Source organism: Williamsia sp. R60, from assembly GCF_054063855.1.
The window spans coordinates 1,098,725-1,119,361 of sequence record NZ_JBSSGR010000003.1; the positions used below are offsets into that span (position 1 = coordinate 1,098,725).

Below are 20,637 nucleotides of genomic sequence, written 5' to 3' on the forward strand. Positions count from 1 at the left end.
GTGCGGGTCAGGGGGTGGTTTGGTTGCCGAGTTCGATGACGGCAACGAGATCGCCACCGTCGACTTGCGCGACGCGACCGATCGCGAGGCGCCTGACTGTCCCGGCGCGTGGCGCGGTGATGGAGGCCTCCATTTTCATGGCTTCGATGCTCGCGATCGGCTGACCCGCCTCGACGGAGTCTCCCTCTGCCACTGTCATAGTGACGACGCCAGAGAACGGGGCCGCGACATGCGAAGGGTCTGTGCGGTCAGCCTTCTCTGATGCGGGGGTGTCGGGGGCGATCGCGCGGTCGCGTACCGACACTGGCCGCAGCTGACCGTTGAGGATGCACATGACCGTGCGCATCCCGGCCTCGTCGGGTTCGGAGATGGCCTCGAGCCCGATGAGCAGCTCGACGCCGGCGTCGAGCTGCATCCGATGCTCCTCGCCTTGGCGAAGTCCGTAGAAGAACTGATTGGCCGACAAACCGGTGGTGTCGCCGAAACGTTCCCGGTGAGAGAGGAACTCGGCGGTGGGGCCTGGGAACAACAGCCGGTTCAGTGTGGCACGCCGCTCACCGGGCCGGTTCAGGGCGCGTTGGTCGTCGTGGCTGAGTTCTGCGACCGGTTGCGCGGCGGTACGTCCCTGCAGGGCCTTCTCGCGGAAGGGTTCGGGCCAACCGGCCGCAGGGGTACCCAGGTCGCCACGGAGAAACCCGATGACCGAGTCGGGAATGTCGAACCGGCTTGGGTCGGCAGCGAACTCGTCAACTCCAACGCCGGCGCCTACCAGGTGCAGGGCCAGGTCGCCCACGACTTTGGAACTGGGAGTCACCTTGATCAGTCGCCCGAGAAGAGCGTCGGCGTCGGCGTAGGCTCTCTCGATCTTTTCGAATCGGTCCCCCAAACCGAGGGCAATGGCCTGCTGGCGCAGATTCGACAGTTGCCCACCGGGAATTTCATGGGTGTAGACCCGGCCAGTGGGTGCGGGGAGACCGGACTCGAACGGCGCGTACACCTTTCGCAGGGCTTCCCAGTACGGTTCGAGGTCGCAGACAGCTTCAAGGTTGAGGCCGGTATCGCGGTGGGTGTGGGCGGTGGCGGCCACGATCGCCGACAGCGACGGTTGGCTGGTGGTCCCGGCCATCGGGGCTGATGCGCCGTCGACGGCGTCGGCGCCCGCGGACCAGGCGGCGAGGTAGGTGGCGAGCTGGCCGCCGGGGGTGTCGTGGGTATGGACATGCACCGGAAGGTCGAAGTTCGAGCGCAGCGCCGCAACCAGTGTGGTGGCCGCGGCCGGGCGCAAAAGACCGGCCATGTCTTTGATCGCCAGGATGTGGGCACCGGCGTCGACGGCTTGTTCGGCCAGACGAAGGTAGTAGTCGAGGGTGTAGAGACGTTCGGCCGGGTCGGCGAGGTCTCCGGTGTAGGACAAAGCGACTTCAGCGACCGCCGTTCCTGTGTCGCGGACGGCGTCGATAGCCGGTCGCATCGCGTCGATGTTGTTCAGTGCGTCGAAGATTCGGAAAATGTCGACGCCGGTCTCGGTGGCTTCGGCGACAAAGGCGCGGGCGACCGTGTCGGGGTAGGGGGTGTAGCCGACGGTGTTGCGTCCCCGGAGCAGCATTTGAAGGCAGATGTTTGGCACGGCCTCGCGAAGTGCAGCCAGCCGTTCCCAGGGATCTTCGTGTAAGAACCGCAGCGCAACGTCGTAGGTCGCGCCGCCCCATGCTTCTATCGACAGTAACTGGGGGGTCAGGCGTGCGACATGCCCGGCGACAGCAACCAGTCCTGAGGTGCGAACCCTGGTGGCGAGCAATGACTGATGCGCGTCACGGAAGGTCGTGTCGGTCACGGCCAGGGCCGATTGGTCTCGCAGGGCTTTCGCGAACCCGTCTGGTCCGAGGGTTGCCAGGCGTTGGCGGCTGCCCTCAGGGATCGGCGCGGTCATATCGATGTCGGGCAGTTTGTCGCGTGGGTAGATCGCTGATGGACGGTCTCCGTGTGGCTTGTTGACCGTCACATCGGCAAGGTAGGTCAGTAATTTGGTGCCACGATCACCTGAGGTGTGGGAGGTGAGTAATTGGGGGCGTTGCTCGATGAAAGATGTGGTGATGGTGCCGGCGCGGAAGTCAGGGTCGGCCAGAACTGCCTGCAGGAAAGGGATGTTCGTTGCGACTCCACGGATGCGGAACTCTGCTACTGCGCGTTGGGCGCGGGCGACGGCGGTTTCGAAGGTACGGCCTCGGCAGGTGAGTTTGACCAGGAGTGAGTCGAAGTAGGCCGTGACTTCGGCGCCGAGAGTGGTTCCGCCGTCGAGGCGGATGCCGGCGCCGCCGGGGGTGCGGTAGGCAGTGATACGCCCGGTGTCTGGGCGGAACCCGTTGGCGGGGTCCTCGGTGGTGATGCGGCACTGCACGGCTGCACCGTTGATACGGACAGCGTCCTGGTGCAGGCCCAGATCGGAAAGACGTTCTCCGGCCGCGACGCGCAATTGGGCGTGAACTAGGTCGATGTCGGTGATTTCCTCGGTAACGGTGTGTTCGACCTGGATGCGGGGGTTCATTTCGATGAACACGTGGTTGCCGTCGCGGTCGACGAGGAACTCGACCGTCCCGGCGCAGGTATAGCCGATGTGACGGGCGAAGGCGACCGCGTCATGGCATAGACGGGCGCGCAATGTGTCGGGGATGTTGGGGGCGGGGGCGAGTTCGATGACTTTTTGGTGCCGGCGCTGCACCGAGCAGTCACGTTCGAATAGGTGAATGACATTGCCGTGAGTGTCGGCAAGAATCTGGACCTCGATATGGCGAGGTTCGATGACGGCTTGCTCGAGGAATACCGTGGCGTCGCCGAAGGCCGACTCGGCCTCGCGGGCGGCGGTCTCGATGGCCTCACGCAGCGCTGGTCGTTTGTCGACGCGGCGCATTCCTCGCCCGCCTCCGCCGGCCACAGCTTTGACGAACACCGGGAACGTCATGTCTTCGGCGTGCGCAAGCAACTGGTCGACGTCGGTAGATGGGGGTGAGGAGGACAGAACCGGCAGCCCGGCCTCACGCGCTGCCGCGACGGCCCGGGCTTTGTTGCCGGTCAATTCGAGGACGTCTGCCGATGGCCCGACGAAGGTGATTCCCGAGTCGGCACATGCTCTTGCGAGGTCGGGGTTTTCCGACAAGAACCCGTAGCCGGGGTAGATGGCGTCGGCGCCGGAGCTGACCGCGGCATCGATGATGGTGTCTACCGACAGGTAATTGCGGACCGGGTGACCGGGCTCGCCAATCTCGTATGCTTGGTCCGCCTTGGTGCGGTGGGGGGAGTTGCGGTCTTCGTGTGGGTAAACCGCAACGGTTGTCACGCCCAGTTCGTAGCCGGCTCGGAAAGCACGAATGGCGATTTCGCCGCGATTGGCGACCAGCATCTTGGTGAACACGATTGCCTTTCAGCCCCGGGGCGCGTGGGGTAGTTGCGCGTCGGCCAGCGCCCCGGCAACAGCAAATCCGCCGGCAACAGCGCAGCCGGCGGTTCGTGTGCGGCGGGGCAGATGGGCGGTGAGAGCGAAAGCGCCTGTGTCCCAGACGTCGACGGCGACACCTGCCCGAAGCATCGGCCGTACCAATGCCGGTGCGAATCTGGTCGCCGCCAGCAGACCACCACCGACGTAGATCTCGCGGATCCCGAACGTGCGGGCGGCCGCGCGGGTGGTCGCGAGTGCGGCGTCCGGGCCGGCGAGAAGCTCATTGGCGCGGGTCGGTGCAATCATGTGCGCCACTCCGATAGCTGCGCGTGCGGCCCCGACGATCGCGGGGAGGTTCTCCAGGAGCCGGTTCGGTGCGAAGGAGCGCCGGGATGAGGGCACGAAAGAGCCACGAGACATGATGGTTTCCCTACTTTATGGCGAGGTGGGCTAGGACGAGTGAGCGGTCAGGGGCACGCCGGCGACAACGGACGCCGCGACCTGATCGATGTCTGCGGAGGTCAGTTCGCGATCGGACCCGTAGATGAACCGGTCCGGTCGAACCAGGACGCCACGGACGCGGCTACGGCGCATCTGACGTTCGAGGATGCGTTCGGTGTCGACGTAGTGTCCGGCAGGGACATGGTGGGTCGCGATCGCGGAGGAGTACTCGAGCTTCACCTCGGCTACACCGGCTGCGGCCAACGCCGGCGGGATCGGCGATTCACCGAACCCGACCCACGTCCAGCGGTTGTCGAGGACGGTGTCCAGGCGTACCGGTGTGTGGTCTGCACCTGACACCCAGGGTTGCTTGATGAACGTGCCGCGAAGACTTCGCCGTGCCGGGGTGTTGCTGAAGAATCCGCCGTCGGTTCCCAGCCGGTACAGCGGTTTGAGGCCGATGCCGGTGAGCCAGTTGCCCACCAACGGTGTCTTCGCGGCCGCCATGAACGCGGCGTCGCGCACATGTGATGCGGCGTTGCTGCCGAGCATGACCATGCCGCCGATGCGGAGCGAGAACTTTGTGAGTTGTTCGACGTTCAAGCGTCGTTCTGGCTCATAGGATTTCAGTAGATCTGGCCCGGCTCCGGCATTGAGGGCTGCGTCAATTTTCCAGCACAGATTGGCCACGTCGCGGACGCCCGAGGACACGCCCTGCCCGGCGAACGGCGGCATGATGTGAGCAGCGTCGCCGGCGAGGAACACTCGGCCTCTGCTCCACTGTTCGGCTTGTCGGATGTGGAAGGTGTATCCCCAGCTCCGGTAGATTTCGACGTCGTCGTAGTTGATGCCGCGTTCGGCGAGAAGTCCACGCAGCCCGGCTTCGGTCTGCAGCTGTTCGACGGTTTCGCCTTTGTTGACGCGAAACTCAACTCGGTGGTATCCCATCGGACATGGACAATCGACACCTGGGCGTTTCGGATCGGAGATGAACGTGAAGTCCAGGGGCGCGTCGGTGGGCAGGTCGTACCAGGCGCGTAACTGGATGTCGAACCATGGTTCCTCGATGTGCTTGCCGGGCAGTGCGATTCCGAGCATCTTGCGGACCGGACTCGATCCGCCGTCGCACGCGATGACGTACCGACTGGTGATGGTTTGGTCCGCTCCCCCTTCGACGGGACGGAGAGTGAGAGTCACCGAGTCGGTGTCTTGGGTCAGGCCGACTGCCTCGACGCCGGCCAGTATCTGAACGTTTGGGAATCGTTGAATTCCCTCTCGGAGTATGCGTTCGAGTTCGGGCTGGTGGTAGAACGCGGTGCCAGGAACACCTTGATCACGACTTTCGTTGCCCTGCATCGACATGAAGGTGCGGTCGCCGTGCTTGAAGTGCACGCGAATATCCGACGACATCGTCTTTTGCATCTCGTCGAACAATCCCAGTCCCTGCCAGACACGGTGGGCGTCCTCATCGGAGGCGATGGCCCGTTGACGGGGGTAGATGGCTGCTTCGCGTTCAACGACGACGGTGGAGATGCCGCGCTGGCCTAGGAGGTTGGCGGCCGTAGCTCCGGTGGGGCCCAAGCCCACGATGACGACATCGACGGTGCGTCCCCCCTCCAAGGCTGGGGTCTGTGGGTGTTTGGTCGACTGATTTGTGCTCATGTGAACCTCGCCTGGAACGATTCGAACCCCTGGAGGCAGTTGTTCGACAGTGGGACCGGATTGGAAACCTCGATGGTCTCGACTCGGGAGATCAGGACCTGCAGGAGTGTTTGCATTTCCAGCTTGGACAGTTGCATGCCGACACAGGTGTGCATGCCGTGCCCCCAGCCGAGGTTGCTGCCGCGGCGGTGCAACGAGAATGTCTGGGGGTTGTCGAAATGGCGCTCGTCCATATTGGCTGCCGCGTAGAGCATCACGACGCGGTCACCGGCTCGAAGTCGGACCCCACCGATGTCGGTGTCGCGCGCGACACTGCGGGTGAAACCCCGGATCGGTGAGGAGACCCGTACCGCCTCGACCACAGCGGTCGGGATCAGTTCAGGTTCAGCCTTCAACTGGGCGTAGACATCCGGATTCTGTCCCAGGCTCCACAAGAGTTGCCCAGTGGCCAGGATGGTGGTGTCCAGACTCGGTGCCACGAAGTCGATCACCATGGTGCGCGCTTCGGATCTGCTGATCTCGCCGCGGTCGGCAGCATCGAAGACACTCGAAGCCCATCCATCAGGGGTGACCCGGGCCCGGCGCAGTCGCATCGTGTACAACAGCAACCCCAATGCTGTCGGAGTCGCGTCGATGGCTCGTCGGTTCAGCGGACCGAGGATGTCGAATGTGCCCGCACCCCAGGTGAGTAACTGCTGCGGTCCCACTTCGACACCGACGAGGTCGGCAACCGCGGCGATCGGGAGGCGGGAGGCGAAGTCGGCAATCCCGTCGAAGGAGTCCCGTTCGAGCAGCCGGTCCACGGTGGCACGCGCTTCGTCACGAAGGATCGGTAAGGACGGCCTGATCGCACGCGAGACCAACGACTGCATCAGGATTCGGCGCCGCGTCGAATGCCGATCGTCATCGCTGGACAAGACGGTTTTGCGTCCCAATAAGTTCGCCACCGGGTTGGCCGCGACACCGGTTCCGCTACGGAAGGTGGAGTCGTCGCGCAACGCGGCCCGCACGTCGTCGAAACGGCCCATGGCCCACACCTTGTGTTTTGGCAGCCACACCACCGGGCCGGCATCGCGAATCTGCCGGTACACAGGCTGGGGGTCGATCAGCGCTGAACGTCCGTACAGATCGACGTCAACGACTGGGCCGTCACGACGTCCCGCGCGCCGCGGACCCACATGTAGCACCGTCATTGAGCACCAACCGATTCCGACGTGTTTTGACTGTCGGCGATATGCCATGTGATGGCATAGCCGCCGAGGATCCTCGCCGCGTCCGATTCAGATACCGACGCCGGTATCGTGACCGTCACGGCGCCATTGACGACGTTGGCCCGTACGTCGGGGGTGGCCTCGGGGTACCCGCTGGCGGCGAGCTCGTCGGCGACCACTTCCCGGGCCGCGTCGGCCCGCAGCGGCGGCTTGAACGGTTTCCCGATGTCGGTGACGGGCAACGATTCTCGGATGTGGATGGATTTCGGCATGGCGGCGCGTTCGACGATGTGCTGCTTTGCCCATGTGTGGAGGTCGTCGATTTCCACTGGCTGCGACACCGTTACGTACACGACGGGGACTTCACCCGAATGTTGGTCGGGTCGCCCGACTGCGCAGGCGTCGATGACCGAGGGATGCTCGCGCATGGTGTCCTCGATGACGGCTGGGTCGATGTTGTGACCGCCGCGGATGATCAGATCTTTGGCCCGTCCGGACAAGTAGATGAAGCCGTCGGCATCGATACGTGCCAGATCGCCGGTGGCGAGCCATCCGTCCGTCACCACGCCTGAAGGGTCCACCACACGGCCTGCTTCAGTTCTCCTGACGTATCCGGCGAACACCGCGGGCCCGGCTATTTCCAGCTCGCCGGTGCTGTCGACATCGTTGATCGGTGCTCGGGATTCTGCGTCGACAACACGTACATGCTGATAGGGCATTCGTTGTCCGACCGACCCCGGGCGGGGATGATCCGGGAAACTTCGTGCGCTGGCACAGGTTGCCTCGGTCAGACCGTAGCCCTCACACAGTCGAACGCCGGTGTGCGTCTCGAACGCGGTGCGCACCGCGGGCGGCAGCGGAGACGCCCCGACGACGGCGAACTGCAGACTGGAGATGTCGGCGTCGAGCGGCATCTGCGCGAGCACCGAGTAGACGGTCGGCACACCCGACAATGCGACGATGCGGTAGCGCTCGATGAGTTTCCAGAAGATGCCGTAGAGCGGGACGTCGCGGTAGCCGAGAGGACCTGCCCACAGCACATGCTGGCTGCGTAGCAGGGGCGCGAGTGTGGTGACCATGAGGGCATTGACATGGAACAGGGGCAACGCCGCGAACAACGTGTCACCGGGGGACAGGCTACCGTTCGCGGCGATCATCCATGCGGTCGCAACCTGATTGGCATGCGTGTGCGCTGCCAACTTCGGCGCGCCGGTGGTCCCGCCGGTGTGAAAGAACGCCGCCAGATCGTCGGCGGCCGGGGGGGCTGCGGGTAGCCCGTCGTCCGGTAGGGCTGCCGCGTGGTCGGTGAGGTAGGCGACGGTGACGCCGTCGAGGGGCTCGAGCACGCTCGCAGCGACGTCTGGATCATCGGTGTTCAGTGCGAACAGTGTTCGGACACCGGTGCGCACGGCGAGCGAACGGGCCAGCGCCCACGCCGTCGGGTCCAGTTCAGGACCGGCGGCGACGATGACCGACGCCTCGGCCAACTCGGTCAGGGCTGCGGCGTGATCGAGCGAGAGGGACGAATTGATGGGGGCGGCGATGCCGACGGCTTCGGCAGCCAGTGTGATCGCATGCAGTTCACTGCAGTTGGGCGAGAGCAACACCACCGCGTCACGACGCGCGACTCCGACGCTGTGCAGCGCGTGGGCAAAACGGTGCACTGTTCTCAAAAGCCCCGAGTACGTGAGGGTGCGTGGGCTCTCCCATCTGGTGGCATCGGGTAGGTACGACGCGGCGATTTGATGGGCGGTTCTGGTGGCCGCTCGCAGAACGATGTCGTACGTGGTCGCCGGTAAACCGCGCTCGGACAGCGCTGTTCGCTCTATGTCTGCCAGATCGTCGGGGCTGTCGTAGCGTGGCCACAGAAGGTCGTCTGTCATACCGATACTTTCTTTGGGTCGGTGCAGTGTGCACGCTGGTAGGTGGAAAGCAGAGCGCCCACATCCGCGTCGGTTCGGGCTGAGGCCATCACGACACGATCAGGGCGGAGCAGGACTGCATATGTGTGCTGCGAGCGCATCACCGCAGACGGGGATGGATTCGTCGACGGCACACACGCGAGGTCATCGACGTCTATGTGGGTCAGTCCCATATTCGCGAGTCGGGTGGCCGTGTGGTCGCGCAGGGGACCGCGCGTGATCAGCGCATAGCGCCGGCCGAGCAGGTCGTCGAGCCGGCGGGCGCCGTCGGGGGTGCGGACCCACGGTTGCGGGAACAGGGTTCCGTTGAGGCGCGACCGCATTCCGCGGCGCTGGACCAGTGGTCCGTGGTTCAGTGACGGGCTGTTCTCGGGTAGTGCGTCGCCGATGCGAGGGATGTGGCATGCCGCCGTGACCAGTGCCCTGCGAGCGGAGGCAAGGTGGTCTTGCCCGCCGGTGAGGGCCCATCCGACTGCCAGGGCCATCAGGATGATTCGGGTGGCGTGCGGTTTTCGTTCGGATTCGTAGGTGTCGAGCAGCGACTCAGGTGCAGAACCGTCGAGAACGTCGGCCAGCTTCCAGGTCAGGTTGTGTGCGTCGCGCAGTCCAGAGCCGAGTCCCTGTCCGACGAACGGTGGTGTCTGGTGGGCGGCGTCGCCGGCAAGGAAGACTCGGCCGTTGCGCCAGGTGTGAGCCACCCGCGCGCGGAAGGTGTAGAAGGCCTGGCGCATGATCTCGGATTCGGCGAGTTCAGCCTTGGTCATCCACGGCGACAACAGCTTCTGCAAGGTCTGCTCGGATCGGAGTGCATCGAGGTCCTCGCCGTCGTGGACACGGAACTCCCAGCGGTATCGGTTGCCGGTGACGGGCATGAACGTCGCAGCGCGGTCGGGGTCGCAGATCTGGTGGACACCGCTCCACACGTCCAGCGGCGCCGGAGTGAGGACGTCGATCACCAGCCACTGTTCGTCGAAGTTGAAGTCGCGCATGGTGATACCGAGTTTCTGGCGCACGGGGCTGTTGGCGCCATCGCACCCGATCACTGCGGCCGCGTCTATGAGTTCGTCGCTGCCACTGTCATTGTGGTAGCGCACCGCCGGCCGTGCGCCGCCGGTCACATCGGTGACCTGGCAACCACGCCGCAGGTCGATCAGGTCAACGGCCGCTGCCTCCTCCAAGAGGATACGTTCGAGGTCGGGCTGGTCGAACATGCTGTCTGGAGGGAACCCGTTCCGGCCGTCATCGGTGTTACGGGTGAACTCGGTCATCACCCGCCCGCGCCCGTTGATCAGCCGCATGCCCGGCATCGCCCGGGTGTGCGGCGCGAACTTCTCATCGACGCCGACGGCCTGCAGTATCCGGAACACCTCGTCGTCGAGGTGCACCGCCCGCGGCAGCGGATACGGTTCGCGGTGACGCTCCAGGATCACCGTGGCAACACCGCGTTTGGCAAGGAGCAGAGCGCAGGCGAGCCCGACGGGGCCCGCGCCGACGATCACAACGGGGCCGTGCTGGGCGGTCATGCGTAGGTGACGTGGCAGCGTTGACGGCCCAGATCGATGGCACCGTCGTCGGTCGCGATACGAACCTCGACGACGTCACCGTCTTTGAGGTATTTCGGGTTTGATGCCTGACGCTTGAAGAAGGTTTTCCATTTCACATGCGGCGGAATGAGTGCACCGATGATCTCGATCGGTTTGGGTGGCGCGGCCAGTGCGGTGCCACCGGGAGTGCCGGTGAGCAGGAGATCTCCGGCGTCGAGCCGTTGAAAACCGGTGAGTACGGCGAGCGCGCGCACCGGGTCGATGATCATGTCGCCGCCAACACGACCGTTCTGCCGGCGTTCGCCGTTGACCCAGAGTTGCAGGCGAAGCTGGTCGAACCGGCGCCATTCCTCGTGCGTCAGCAGCACCAGTCGAGGGCCGACCGGGGTGAAGGTGGGGTAGGACTTGGATTCGTAGAACTGGGTTTTCGGTAATTGCACGTCGCGAGCGCTGACGTCGTTGGTGATCACGACTCCCGCGAAGTAATCGCTCAGGGTGTCGGTGGTGATGGAAGTGCCGACATCGATCGAGGCTCCGGCGACGAGGCCGATCTCCACTTCGTAGTCGAGCAGTGTGACGTGCGCCGGCTTGACGATGTCGTCGAACGGACCGGTGATCGAACCGGACGATTTGCGGAAGAAGGTGGCCGACACCCTGTCGGGGTTGATGCCCGAATCGGTTGCGTGGCTGCGGTAGTTGACCATCTGCGCGACCACCCGGCACGGAGCGGTCACCGGGGAGAGCAGAGTCAAATCTGCCACGGGGGTTGCGCCGGATTCGCCGTCCGTGGTTGCCGCGTCTATGGCGGCGCGGTCGGCCAGTAACTCGCCAGTGGTCTTCGCGGACGTGCGAATGGGGTAGGCGTTCTGGTCACGCTGGACCCACCAGCTGGTGTCTGTGCGCAGGACGGTTGTGGTCATGAACGTGCCACTTTCAGTAGGCCCAGAAGGCGGTGGATGTCGAACTCGTTGTCGTCGCGAAGGCCGGCGAGCATGCCCTTGACCAGATCGGGGTCTGGGTTGGCGCCGAGGAAATCGCGGGTGACGGGCGGCCCCCATTGCGACAGGCCGCTTGCGGTCATCGGCGCCCATCCCGCCTGAATGGTGCTGTCGAACATGTCCCCGTCAGCAAAGTGCTCCACCATGAACCGGTCCGGGTCCCGCCAGTAGTCAAAGAGTTGGCTGCCTTGGATGTGGCGGCCGATTCCCCACGCGTGGTGATAGCCGCGGTCGGCGAGGTAGGCACCGCCGGCGGCGACGGCATCGAGGTCTGCGACCTGATACGCCGAGTGGACATATCGAGACATCGGCCCCAAAGTCATTGCCAGCGTGTGATGGTCGGCCGGTTCGCCACCGCGATCACAGCGCATGAACGCCATGGTCGGGCCGCGGTCGCGTTGGCCGGGGAAGAAGAGGAAGTCGCTGACGATCAATCCCAGCATCTCTTGGTACCACGAAAGATTCTCGCGAAAACGGGGCGTCTCGATCACGACATGCCCCAGGCGCTGCACTCGCGCGGGCTCGCGCGGCGGACGCTGAATCGCGTTGACCCGCTCGACCTTCCCGCTGAAATTGAACGTCAGAGAATCTTGGTCTGGCAGTGACGGTAGATCGGTCATACCGGCCACCACGCGAATCGGCATCCCGGACGGGTCGGTGAGGTCGATGGCCGCGCCACCGAGATCGCCGAGAGGGTAGACGCGCCGCCCGGTTTCGCGAGACAGTCGCAGCAGGTCATCGCGATCGGACGCACGAAACGCCGGTCCGATGAACTTCGATCGATGTGATCGCCGGATCAGGACGCAGGGCGCTCCGGACCATGTGCCGCGCAGGGACAGCTGATCAGCGGTTCGCGAGACGGTGGTGAATCCGAAGTCGTGCGCGAACCGTTCTGCCTGCGCGATGTTCGGTTTCTCGAACTCGAGCCACGCAATGTCGACAACCTTGACAACAGGCGCCGCCGCTCGATCCTCGGGATCGCCAGGGCGAGCGCCGTCATCACTGTGCAGATCTGCATGCGGGGTGCTTGCTGGGACCGTCATCGTTGACCTCCAATGTATTGAGTAAATCGTCACTTATGACTAGGGCGGCAGTCAAGGGCGATGGCGAGTTGGAATTTCGTCAGTTGTGAACGCGGTTGTGCTGAACGTCACGTCGCATGGTGCACGTTCTGTGTGGACGGGGTTTTTGAGGAGTGCTATTGCACCGAAGTGGCTGACAATGTACTCATAGATGAGGAAATAGTCAGAACCGGGGATATGTTGTTCCGGCACGGCGACGTCGATGCCTGGCCGGTGAAGGCGACGCGGCTTCGAACCTCAGAACAGTCGGGGCGCCATCCGAGTCGTGCAGCCGTAGTTCCGTACGGCGGCAAGCGATCTCTCGACAGCGATAGGTCGCCCGGACGCGGCGATCAACTATGTGCACTAGTGAGAGGCGTAGGTCAGTGGCGGACAGGGCCAATGAAGCGATTGAGACATGATCGAGCCGCCGGAGCACGGGCGAAGCCCTGTCACAGTCGGATTCATCGGCATCCTGGTGATCCTGATGATGTCGACGTCGGCATTCTTCTTGACCTCGCTCCCGCTCCTCGGGGCCGGCATCACCTATTCAGCGAACTTTTCCGAGGCAGCAGGCCTCAGACCGGGCGCCGAGGTGCGAGTGGCCGGGGTCAAGGTGGGCGCCGTGCAGTCGGTCGCGCTCGACGGCTCCAAAGTCCTTGTGCGCATGAAAGTTCAGGGAACGTGGATCGGCGACCAGACCACGGCGTCGATCCAGATCAAGACCGTCCTGGGCCAGAAGTACATTGCCCTCGATCCGCAGGGCAGTGAACTCGCCGATCCCAAGGACGTCATCCCGCTGAGCCGGACCACCTCGCCGTATGACGTGATCGAGGCGTTCTCCGACGCCGCCGATCAGATCGAGGAAGTCGACACCAACCAGCTCGCGACCAGCATGCGCACGTTGTCGGATGCCTTCTCGGGCACACCGGCCGACCTGCGTGCCTCGCTCGACGGGCTCACCCGGCTGTCGGAGACCATCGCGAGCCGCGACCAGAAGGTCCAGGAACTGTTGGAGGCGACCAAGGACACCTCCAAGATCCTCGCCGACCGCAACCAGGAGTTCGAGCGATTGATCAACGGTGCGGGCCAGTTGCTCGAGGAACTGAACAATCGTCAGCAGTCGATCTCACGGCTGCTCTCGAGCACGATCACGCTCTCCGATGCCCTCAGCGGAATCGTCAAGGACAACCAGGAGCAGATCGGCCCGACGCTGGAAACTCTGCGTCAGGTGATCGAGATCCTCAACGACCAGAACGAGAACCTGCGTCAGTCCCTCACCTACATGGCGCCGTTCTACCGACTCTTCACCAACGTGATCGGGAGTGGCCACTGGTTCGACGGAATCATCACCAACCTGCTACCCCCTAGCTTGCCGCAGCAGAACACCACGCGTTTGCCGATCAAACAGAAGCAAGGAAACAATGGCGTCAGCAGCCTGCTAGGTGGCAGATGAGGTGGCAACAAGACAACTTTGTAGGCGAGACGTAACTTGCTGCGCTGGGCAGAGTCTCGGCAAACCGACTCAGTGCCCACCAACACCTGTCGCTACCCGCAGGGATCGCGCATTACTGAACCTACCGACTGGAGCCTTTGACCTGTGATCAATTGGCTCCAACTCGCAGACGAGCTGACGTCGTCGCCCTGGCTCTACCTCATCTTGATCGTGGTGTCACTACTCGACTCGTTTTTGCCAGCGGTTCCCAGCGAGCCCGTAGTCGTCGTCGCCGGCGTAGCTGCGGCGACCGGGGACGCTAATTTGATCCTCGTCGTCGCTGCCACCGCCGTAGGGGCTTTCGCTGGAGACACGATTCCCTACGGGGTTGGTCGTGTCGCAGCAGATCCGATACTCAGACGCCTTCTCCCGGACACCAGGCGGCGTAGGGCGTACGACTGGATCCACTCCGAACTCGATACTCGGGCCGGCTACGTTCTCATTACCTCCAGGTTTATCCCGGTCGGACGGTATCTGGTCACGTTGTGCGCAGGCATCACCAGACTGCGCTGGCCGAAGTTCGCCACCTACACCGCGATTTCCGTCGCGGCCTGGAGTACTTACACCGTGCTCGCCGGCTACCTAGGAGGCGCCGCGTTTCAAGATAACCCGCTCCTGGCGGTCGGTGCAGGGTTCGCGTTAGCGTTACTCGTTAGCGGTGCAATAGCACGCGCAAGGCAATGCGCAAGGTCTGAACGCCCCGCTTGAACAGCCGGTTCGACCACGAATTCGCCATGTACTGAGTAACGACAGCACAATTCTCTTCTCTCTCGCGCTGAAGGTGACACGCCCGCGGGTGTCGAATGCCCTGGTGCGCCGGGCGAGCTGATGGTGACGAGGTCTCCTGAGGGGACAACACGGACCACTGTGATCCCTACGTTGTAATTCAGCACATCGATTAGCCCATCTGGCCATCGTTGGTGGACACCGGCGCTGGGACCGGCACGATTGTATTCGCGCGGCCGAGCCGCACGTTAATAGCCAGTAGTGATTAGTCATCAGCGCACGTTCACTGGCGGCGAAACGTCTTCGGCCGACCCGCCTCCGTGGGGAAGCCAACTCCCCGCTCACTCGATCAGCCGTGGCCGCTCTCCAGAACGAGGATGTGATGTCGTAGGCGCAATTATCCACCGTCCCCTGTCCTAATGACTCTTTGTTCGCGGCCCCGCTTGCAGGCATATGTGATGGCCGATCACTGAACGTATTGCGGCACGACCGATCACGGTCGAAATCAAGTCCTTCCGGCCTCGAGTATGTCTGGAGGATCTGGGTTGGATGAACTGGCGAGAGCCACCTGTCCGGTTCGCGGTAGACAGCAGCACACGGAACCCGCACGCCGGAAATGGTGAAAAACAGTGGTCCTGTCGCGTAGGTAGCGACCACGCAGGGTTTGTCCAGATCGCAACCGTGCAACGGTTTGTCGCGCTTGGCTGCCGGGCTCGTCAGGGGAGGGGCGGAGACTTGTTGGGTGGGGTGGAGACAGAATTGCTTCAGGCGGCCAACGAGGTGGGTCGGCGCAAACGGGGCCGTCCGATTGTGTCGAAAGTCGATGTTGACGCTCGGTGTGAGGCCGTGCTCGATGCCGCCAAAACTGAAATCGATGAGCGGGGCGACAGTTTCGGGTTGATCGGGATCGGTGCTGGTCGAGCGCAAACGTTTCGAGCGCGAGCTTCGAGGTCTCCGCGCTGATGGTCGGCACGTACGTCAGTTCGACGCGAACTCCTCGGGGTGAAAGCTGAGTAAGTTGCCGCAGGTGTCGTCAGAGATTCCATAATGGCGGTGCCGACGACGGTCGGGGTTGGGTGACTGGACTCTGACTACTCGGCACCTCGGACCGTTGATCCTTCTCTCAACGTCGGCCTCGCTGTGACAAGCAGAATGCGCCGGTTTGAATTCAGAGACGGATAACGTTCACCGCGAAACGAACTCGGACCCGGGCGTACCCCTTGAGGCGGCCACATCTAACCCAGGATCTACCTATGTGAGTTGCTATTGTTAGCGGCTACCCCCGGCTTCGACACGACCAATGATCGCGTCGATACGGTCGTGCTTTTCCGACGGATGTTCGACCACGCCGATTGATGGACCGCCCTCTGTCGTGCCCCACGGAACGAGTACATCAAAGTCGAGACCGCGGGCAAGCGTGAGGCTATCCAAGTAGTCGCCGCGGAGGGCGGGTTCGAGGACGACGGCCTTCCATTGTCCGTCTTCGATCCAGATGAAGTCACCGGTGAAGAGAAACCGATGGGTGCCGTTATCCCAGAGAAAGGACGTTGTTCCGGCCGTGTGTCCGGGTGTGGGGATGACTTCGAGATCATTGTCAATCATCGTCCGTTCCTTGAAGTTGCCAGTTACTTTGAGTGACTTGACAAGTTCTGCGTGATCTCTTTCGTGTCCCCAAATAGGCACGTCTAGTTCGGGTTGCCCATACATGGCCTCGTGGCCGTGGTTGACGAGGAGTCGCGTGGGCGCCCCCAGGGCGCGTATCGCACTTGCTGAGCTGCTGACGCCGGGCGAGTTGTAGACGATCACATTGCCTTGGGGACGCTCCAGCACGTAGGAGCGTAGAAGCACGTTGTGTTGGTAGGGCAACCGCGCGGTCGGGGTGGCTAGTAAGCCCTGCACGGGCGATTCCAGGAGTTCGCTTCCGAACGGCGTCATGTCATCCTCTTTCTCGGCCGAACGCACCCGAGTTCACAGATGCGTTATGGTCCATTGGCTTCCTACGGTACGAGTTGAAGTCGACTTCAAGTCAAGGTGGATCACCTGAAGGGGCCAATCGGTAGTATTGGTCGCCTGCTGAGAACGACGACTTGACAAGCGGTCCTTATATCCCGCTCGCTCGGGATCTGGCGGTCGGTGGAGCTACTCGTGCGCAATACCTCCATCGCTGGAGTATGTCCCATCTCGGTGCTTGTGAAGGCCCTTGGTTCGAGGCGCGTATGGCGCGTCTGCCGAAAAATACTGCGCCACAGCGATTATGACGATCATAGACACTACGACAGCGGGCTCGATATGAGAGCGGGGTGAGATGCGAACCTCGGGGAGGGGGCAAGCAGGGTGCCATCGTTGTCCCCGCCCGGTGGAAATCGTTGGCGCTGGCGGTGTTTGGGGGCTACTTCTTGGCAGTTACTTGCGGGGAGCTGCTGGCAAGGCCACTTGCAACGACGAGCAGTAAGGCAACGATGGACAGGTAGCTCCCTGCCCGCAAATTGGGGATCTGGTCAATGTAGGCCGACCAGCCCAACGGTCCCTTGGTGCCGAAAACGAGGAAGACAAGCCCCACAATACCTGCGATGATGGTCGCGGTGGCGATTGCCTTACGGGCCAGAACTGACGATGCGAACGCAAGTATTGTGCAGATGATTGCAGTGGTCCAGGCTAGCCATCCGAAGTAGCTTTGCTGGAATCCGTTGGTGGGGGCCATGCCCGAGTGCACGGCAGCGTCGAGACCACTGAAGTCGAGCGCCATTGCCGGGATCGGCGGGGCGGGGCTTGCGGGTATGAACAACCACGCCGGTCCCCAGAGGGAGATCGCGAACAAGACCGCTGCACCTAGGGCGGCGGCGAGCGTCCGGATGTTGATGGATTGGGTCTGGGTGGGGGTTTGCGTGGTCACGGTTGCTCCTGGGAAGTGTGGGTCGGTGGTGGGGGGTGACGAGTTTGTCGGCACCTCGCATGGGGTCACGAGTTCAGGTGCCTGCGGTTCGTTGCTGACGTGTTATCTAAGGGCGGAGGACGGTGTCGATGGAAACCTCACTGCCATCTAGGTTTTCGTATTCGTTACCTTGTCGGCGAGGATCGCTTTCATCAGCGGTCGGTGGTAGCGCATTATCGGACACTGTCCGGTGCTGAAGGATAACGACTTCGCCCAGCCGGTTCCGAGGCTGAGGGAGAGGCTGCCACGCTTGGCCAGGTCATCGACTCCGCCGGGATCCCCGGTGACGTAAAGTCCCGGGATGCCAATCGCGCCACCGGCATGGGTGAGTTCCATCAGGGAGTTCAGCACTGTGGCCGGCGCCGGCGATGTAGACGCTGCTTCCCGGGCCAGCTCCGGCGGTGACGCACCAGTGGTAGTCGGTGGGGAAGATTCGACGTCCGGACCCACTTCGACCACCTCACCGGTGATTTCGTGTCCGAGTACGAGTCCTTCGGGTGCCGTCGTGCGCCCGCGCACCAGTGCTGGTCGCTGCCGCAGATATTCGTCGACACCACACGCAGGATCACTCCATGCGGACACGGCCGTCCGATGTTGGCCGGATCAACCTCGGGGCCGTCCTTGACCGCGAAGGTCGGATGGTCGATATCGCGGACTTCGACTACCCCCGGCGCGGAGTATGTAACTGCTCGATTTCTTGTCATGGGTTGCGCAGATCCTTCTCACGTGCTTGGAGTGTCCTCGGCGGCGAAGGGTCACCGTTGTACGGGCGGAATACCGTACGACAGCATCGTTTCCGGTGACAGACCGTCCCATTGACTCAGCCAGCCGGGGTCGTCGAAATCCCAGATGATTGCGTCGCGCTCTTTGTCGTAGATCATTTCCATGTCGGTGTAGAGCTCGACGAGCCCGGCGCCCGGCTCGACGAAGTAGGCGGCGATGTTGTGGCCGGCGCCGTGTCGAACGGGACCCCAGAACAGGCGTGACCCCGCTTTGTTCAACCGATCGGCGAGGTGGCCGAGGTCAACGATGCTTTGCGCCTGCCAGGCGTGGTGATGCATGGATGGCTCTTCATCGGGTGCTTTGACGACAGCGATACCGTGATGTTCTGGGTTGCATCGCAGGAAGAAGGCGAAGTCTTCTCCGATCCGATCGGAGACTCGGAAGTCGAACACCTCGACGAGGAACTTCGTCATCGCGATCGAGTCTTTGACCTTGAGGTTGATGTGGCCGTAGCGGTCGGGCCCGATGCCACCGTCTCGTTGGTCGAGGATCGCCATACCCGTGTAGATGTGCCAGGTGAAGCCCATCGGGCCCACGAACGCGAAGCCCTGGTCGATGTGCTCCTCGATCGGTTGTTCGGCAACGATCTTCCATCCGCCGCGCCGCACCTTTTCTCGGATCGCCATCAGGTCGTCAACGCTCGCCGCGACTAGTCCGATGTGGTCGACGCCGTTGGCGTCGGACGACATGTAGACCAACTCGTGGTGTGTGTTTGATGCTGCCAGATAGGATTTCGTACTGGAGTTGTCGACGGTCTTGAGACCGAAGACGTCGGCCGCAAGTTTCGTCGAGGCAGCCAGGTCTGTGGTGCGCAGAGCGATGTATCCCATCGCAGTGATCGATCCGGTTGGCGTCATCGTAGATTCCTTCTGTGTCGCGTCACGTGATTGAAGTTGTGACCTGTGGTTGAGTTCGGAGTCTGGTCGAGTGGTCGGGGGAGTCACTCGATCGGCTGGGTACGCAGCGCCTTCTTGTCGATCTTTCCTACGGCGGTGGTAGGCAAAGGTGATTGTGTGACAATGGCTTTCGGGCGCTTGTACGTGGCGAGGCTCTCGCGACAGGCTTCCCGAACGAGTCTTTCGTCGTAGTGCGATGAGGGATCGATGAAGGCGACCACGGCCTCGCCCCAATCGGGATGCGGGACGCCGACGACCGCAACAGCTGAGACGCCTGGGCAGGCGCTGATCACCTGTTCGACTTCGGAGGTGTAGACGTTCATGCCGCCGCTGATCACCATGTCGTTCTTCCGGTCGAGAAGGTAGACGTAGCCGTCGGCGTCGACGCTTCCGATGTCTCCGGTGTGTAACCAACCGTGCTGGAGGGTTTCTCGGGTCTTTGTATCCAGACCGAGGTATCCGTCCATCAGGTAGGGCGCCTGCGCGCAGATCTCCCCGATCTGGCCGGTGGCAACCTGATTGCCGTTGGGATCGAGAACCGCGATGCGTACCATTCCCGCTGGTCTGCCGCAGCTTGTCAACCGGTGCGGGTCTGCTGATTGGTGGTCCTGGCGGGTGAGGCGCGTCAGGAAGTTGGGGGCTTCGGATTGTCCGTACAGCTGCATGAACACCGGTCCGAACACGTCGAGTCCCCGACGAAGCCGTTCTGAGGTGATCGGTGCCGCGCCGTAGAGAATCGTGCGTAGCGCGGATTGCTGCCGTTGTTTGCCGTCTTTTTCGGCTGCGTCGAGCAGGCGGTAGATCATCGTAGGGACCATGAACAGAAAGGTGACCGAACCATCGTCGATCTGCCGAAGGACCTCGTCGACGTCAAACTTCTGCTCTATGGTGATCGTTGCCCCGCGGCAGAGCCCCGCTTGGAGGAGAAATCCAGCCGAATGAGCGAGCGGGGCCGTCAGCAGCATCTGCTCGTCGTCGAGTAGACCGATCTCGATTTGATGGGCGAGCAGGTTGGCGGCCAGGCTCCGATGTGAGTGGACAACTCCCTTCTGCTGTCCGGTGGTTCCTCCGGTGTAAAGGATTAGTGCGGTGTCGTCGGCGGCGACGGTGATGTCGGGCAGATCACCTGGGTTGCTCGGCCGGCCATCGCCCGGTGCCGCCGAGAGGTTGACGACGTGGTCGAGGTCAGCAGCTTCGGCGATGGAGACGAAATGGTCGTCGATGATAGCGATCCGGGCGCCGGAATCACGGAGAATGTAGTCGATCTCGCCGGCGGTCAACATGTCGTTGATCGGGACCTTCGCTCCACCGGCACGGATGATGGCCTGGTCGGCGATCGCCCATTCAGCGCTGTTCTTCATCATCAGCGCGATGGGGTATCCACTGCGAACACCCATCTCGATGAGGAGATGCGCGAGTCGATTCGCCCGCTCGATGAGTTGCCCGTAGGAGAGGGTCCCGGTAGGAGTGACGATCGCGGCGCGATCGTCGAATCGGTCGATCGCTGTGGTCATGAGCGATCTCAGGGTGATG

15 protein-coding genes are annotated in these 20,637 nt (G+C 62.9%); 2 read left to right on the forward strand and 13 right to left on the reverse strand.

Translation table 11 applies throughout. From position 1 onward, the window contains the following. Window positions 1-7 precede the first annotated feature (7 nt). The 8 genes from ACVWY6_RS18605 to ACVWY6_RS18640 all read right to left on the reverse strand — a co-directional run bounded on the left by ACVWY6_RS18605 (window position 8) and on the right by ACVWY6_RS18640 (window position 12,254). The gene (locus tag ACVWY6_RS18605; protein ID WP_457540051.1) at window positions 8-3,409 is read right to left on the reverse strand and encodes a pyruvate carboxylase; all 3,402 of its coding nucleotides are present in this window, start codon (window positions 3,407-3,409) and stop codon (window positions 8-10) included. A gap of 9 nt (window positions 3,410-3,418) precedes the next feature. Next, complete coding sequence (locus tag ACVWY6_RS18610; protein ID WP_457540052.1) at window positions 3,419-3,739, reverse strand: hypothetical protein; 321 nt, start codon at window positions 3,737-3,739, stop codon at window positions 3,419-3,421. Window positions 3,740-3,883: 144 nt separating this feature from the next. Then, window positions 3,884-5,536 carry an FAD-dependent monooxygenase gene (locus ACVWY6_RS18615; RefSeq protein ID WP_457540053.1) on the reverse strand — a complete coding sequence of 551 codons (1,653 nt, stop codon included), beginning with the start codon at window positions 5,534-5,536 and terminating at the stop codon, window positions 3,884-3,886. Then, the gene (locus tag ACVWY6_RS18620) at window positions 5,533-6,729 is read right to left on the reverse strand and encodes a cytochrome P450 (RefSeq protein ID WP_457540055.1); all 1,197 of its coding nucleotides are present in this window, start codon (window positions 6,727-6,729) and stop codon (window positions 5,533-5,535) included. The genes ACVWY6_RS18615 and ACVWY6_RS18620 overlap by 4 nt, the downstream gene beginning before the upstream one ends. Then, complete coding sequence (locus ACVWY6_RS18625) at window positions 6,726-8,630, reverse strand: acyl-CoA synthetase (protein WP_457540057.1); 1,905 nt, start codon at window positions 8,628-8,630, stop codon at window positions 6,726-6,728. Before ACVWY6_RS18625 ends, ACVWY6_RS18620 begins: the two co-directional genes overlap by 4 nt. Then, window positions 8,627-10,192 carry a bifunctional 3-(3-hydroxy-phenyl)propionate/3-hydroxycinnamic acid hydroxylase MhpA gene (gene mhpA, locus ACVWY6_RS18630; RefSeq protein ID WP_457540058.1) on the reverse strand — a complete coding sequence of 522 codons (1,566 nt, stop codon included), beginning with the start codon at window positions 10,190-10,192 and terminating at the stop codon, window positions 8,627-8,629. The genes ACVWY6_RS18625 and mhpA overlap by 4 nt, the downstream gene beginning before the upstream one ends. Beyond that, a complete protein-coding gene (locus tag ACVWY6_RS18635; protein ID WP_457540060.1) occupies window positions 10,189-11,133 on the reverse strand; it encodes a fumarylacetoacetate hydrolase family protein in 945 nt (314 codons plus the stop codon). Before ACVWY6_RS18635 ends, mhpA begins: the two co-directional genes overlap by 4 nt. Next, complete coding sequence (locus ACVWY6_RS18640; protein WP_457540062.1) at window positions 11,130-12,254, reverse strand: VOC family protein; 1,125 nt, start codon at window positions 12,252-12,254, stop codon at window positions 11,130-11,132. Before ACVWY6_RS18640 ends, ACVWY6_RS18635 begins: the two co-directional genes overlap by 4 nt. Before the next feature lie 436 nt (window positions 12,255-12,690). Here ACVWY6_RS18640 and ACVWY6_RS18645 point away from each other — a divergent pair, with 436 nt between their 5' ends. Further along, window positions 12,691-13,728 carry an MCE family protein gene (locus tag ACVWY6_RS18645; RefSeq protein WP_457540063.1) on the forward strand — a complete coding sequence of 346 codons (1,038 nt, stop codon included), beginning with the start codon at window positions 12,691-12,693 and terminating at the stop codon, window positions 13,726-13,728. 213 nt (window positions 13,729-13,941) lie between these two features. After that, entirely contained in the window at window positions 13,942-14,475 is a 534-nt protein-coding gene (locus ACVWY6_RS18650; protein WP_457540217.1) for a DedA family protein, read from the forward strand. 1,287 nt (window positions 14,476-15,762) lie between these two features. On the opposite strand, the gene ACVWY6_RS18655 is transcribed toward ACVWY6_RS18650, so the two are convergent. The 5 genes from ACVWY6_RS18655 to ACVWY6_RS18675 form a co-directional block, all read right to left on the reverse strand. Beyond that, complete coding sequence (locus tag ACVWY6_RS18655; RefSeq protein WP_400723580.1) at window positions 15,763-16,428, reverse strand: MBL fold metallo-hydrolase; 666 nt, start codon at window positions 16,426-16,428, stop codon at window positions 15,763-15,765. Window positions 16,429-16,882: 454 nt separating this feature from the next. Further along, entirely contained in the window at window positions 16,883-17,386 is a 504-nt protein-coding gene (locus tag ACVWY6_RS18660; RefSeq protein WP_457540065.1) for a hypothetical protein, read from the reverse strand. 147 nt (window positions 17,387-17,533) lie between these two features. Further along, complete coding sequence (locus tag ACVWY6_RS18665; RefSeq protein ID WP_457540067.1) at window positions 17,534-17,761, reverse strand: hypothetical protein; 228 nt, start codon at window positions 17,759-17,761, stop codon at window positions 17,534-17,536. 419 nt (window positions 17,762-18,180) lie between these two features. Continuing rightward, on the reverse strand, window positions 18,181-19,065 hold the full coding sequence (locus ACVWY6_RS18670; RefSeq protein WP_457540069.1) for a VOC family protein: 885 nt from the start codon (window positions 19,063-19,065) through the stop codon (window positions 18,181-18,183). Between the two features lie 83 nt (window positions 19,066-19,148). After that, window positions 19,149-20,618: a class I adenylate-forming enzyme family protein gene (locus ACVWY6_RS18675; protein ID WP_457540070.1), complete on the reverse strand. Its 1,470-nt coding sequence runs from the start codon at window positions 20,616-20,618 to the stop codon at window positions 19,149-19,151. Window positions 20,619-20,637: the final 19 nt, after the last annotated feature.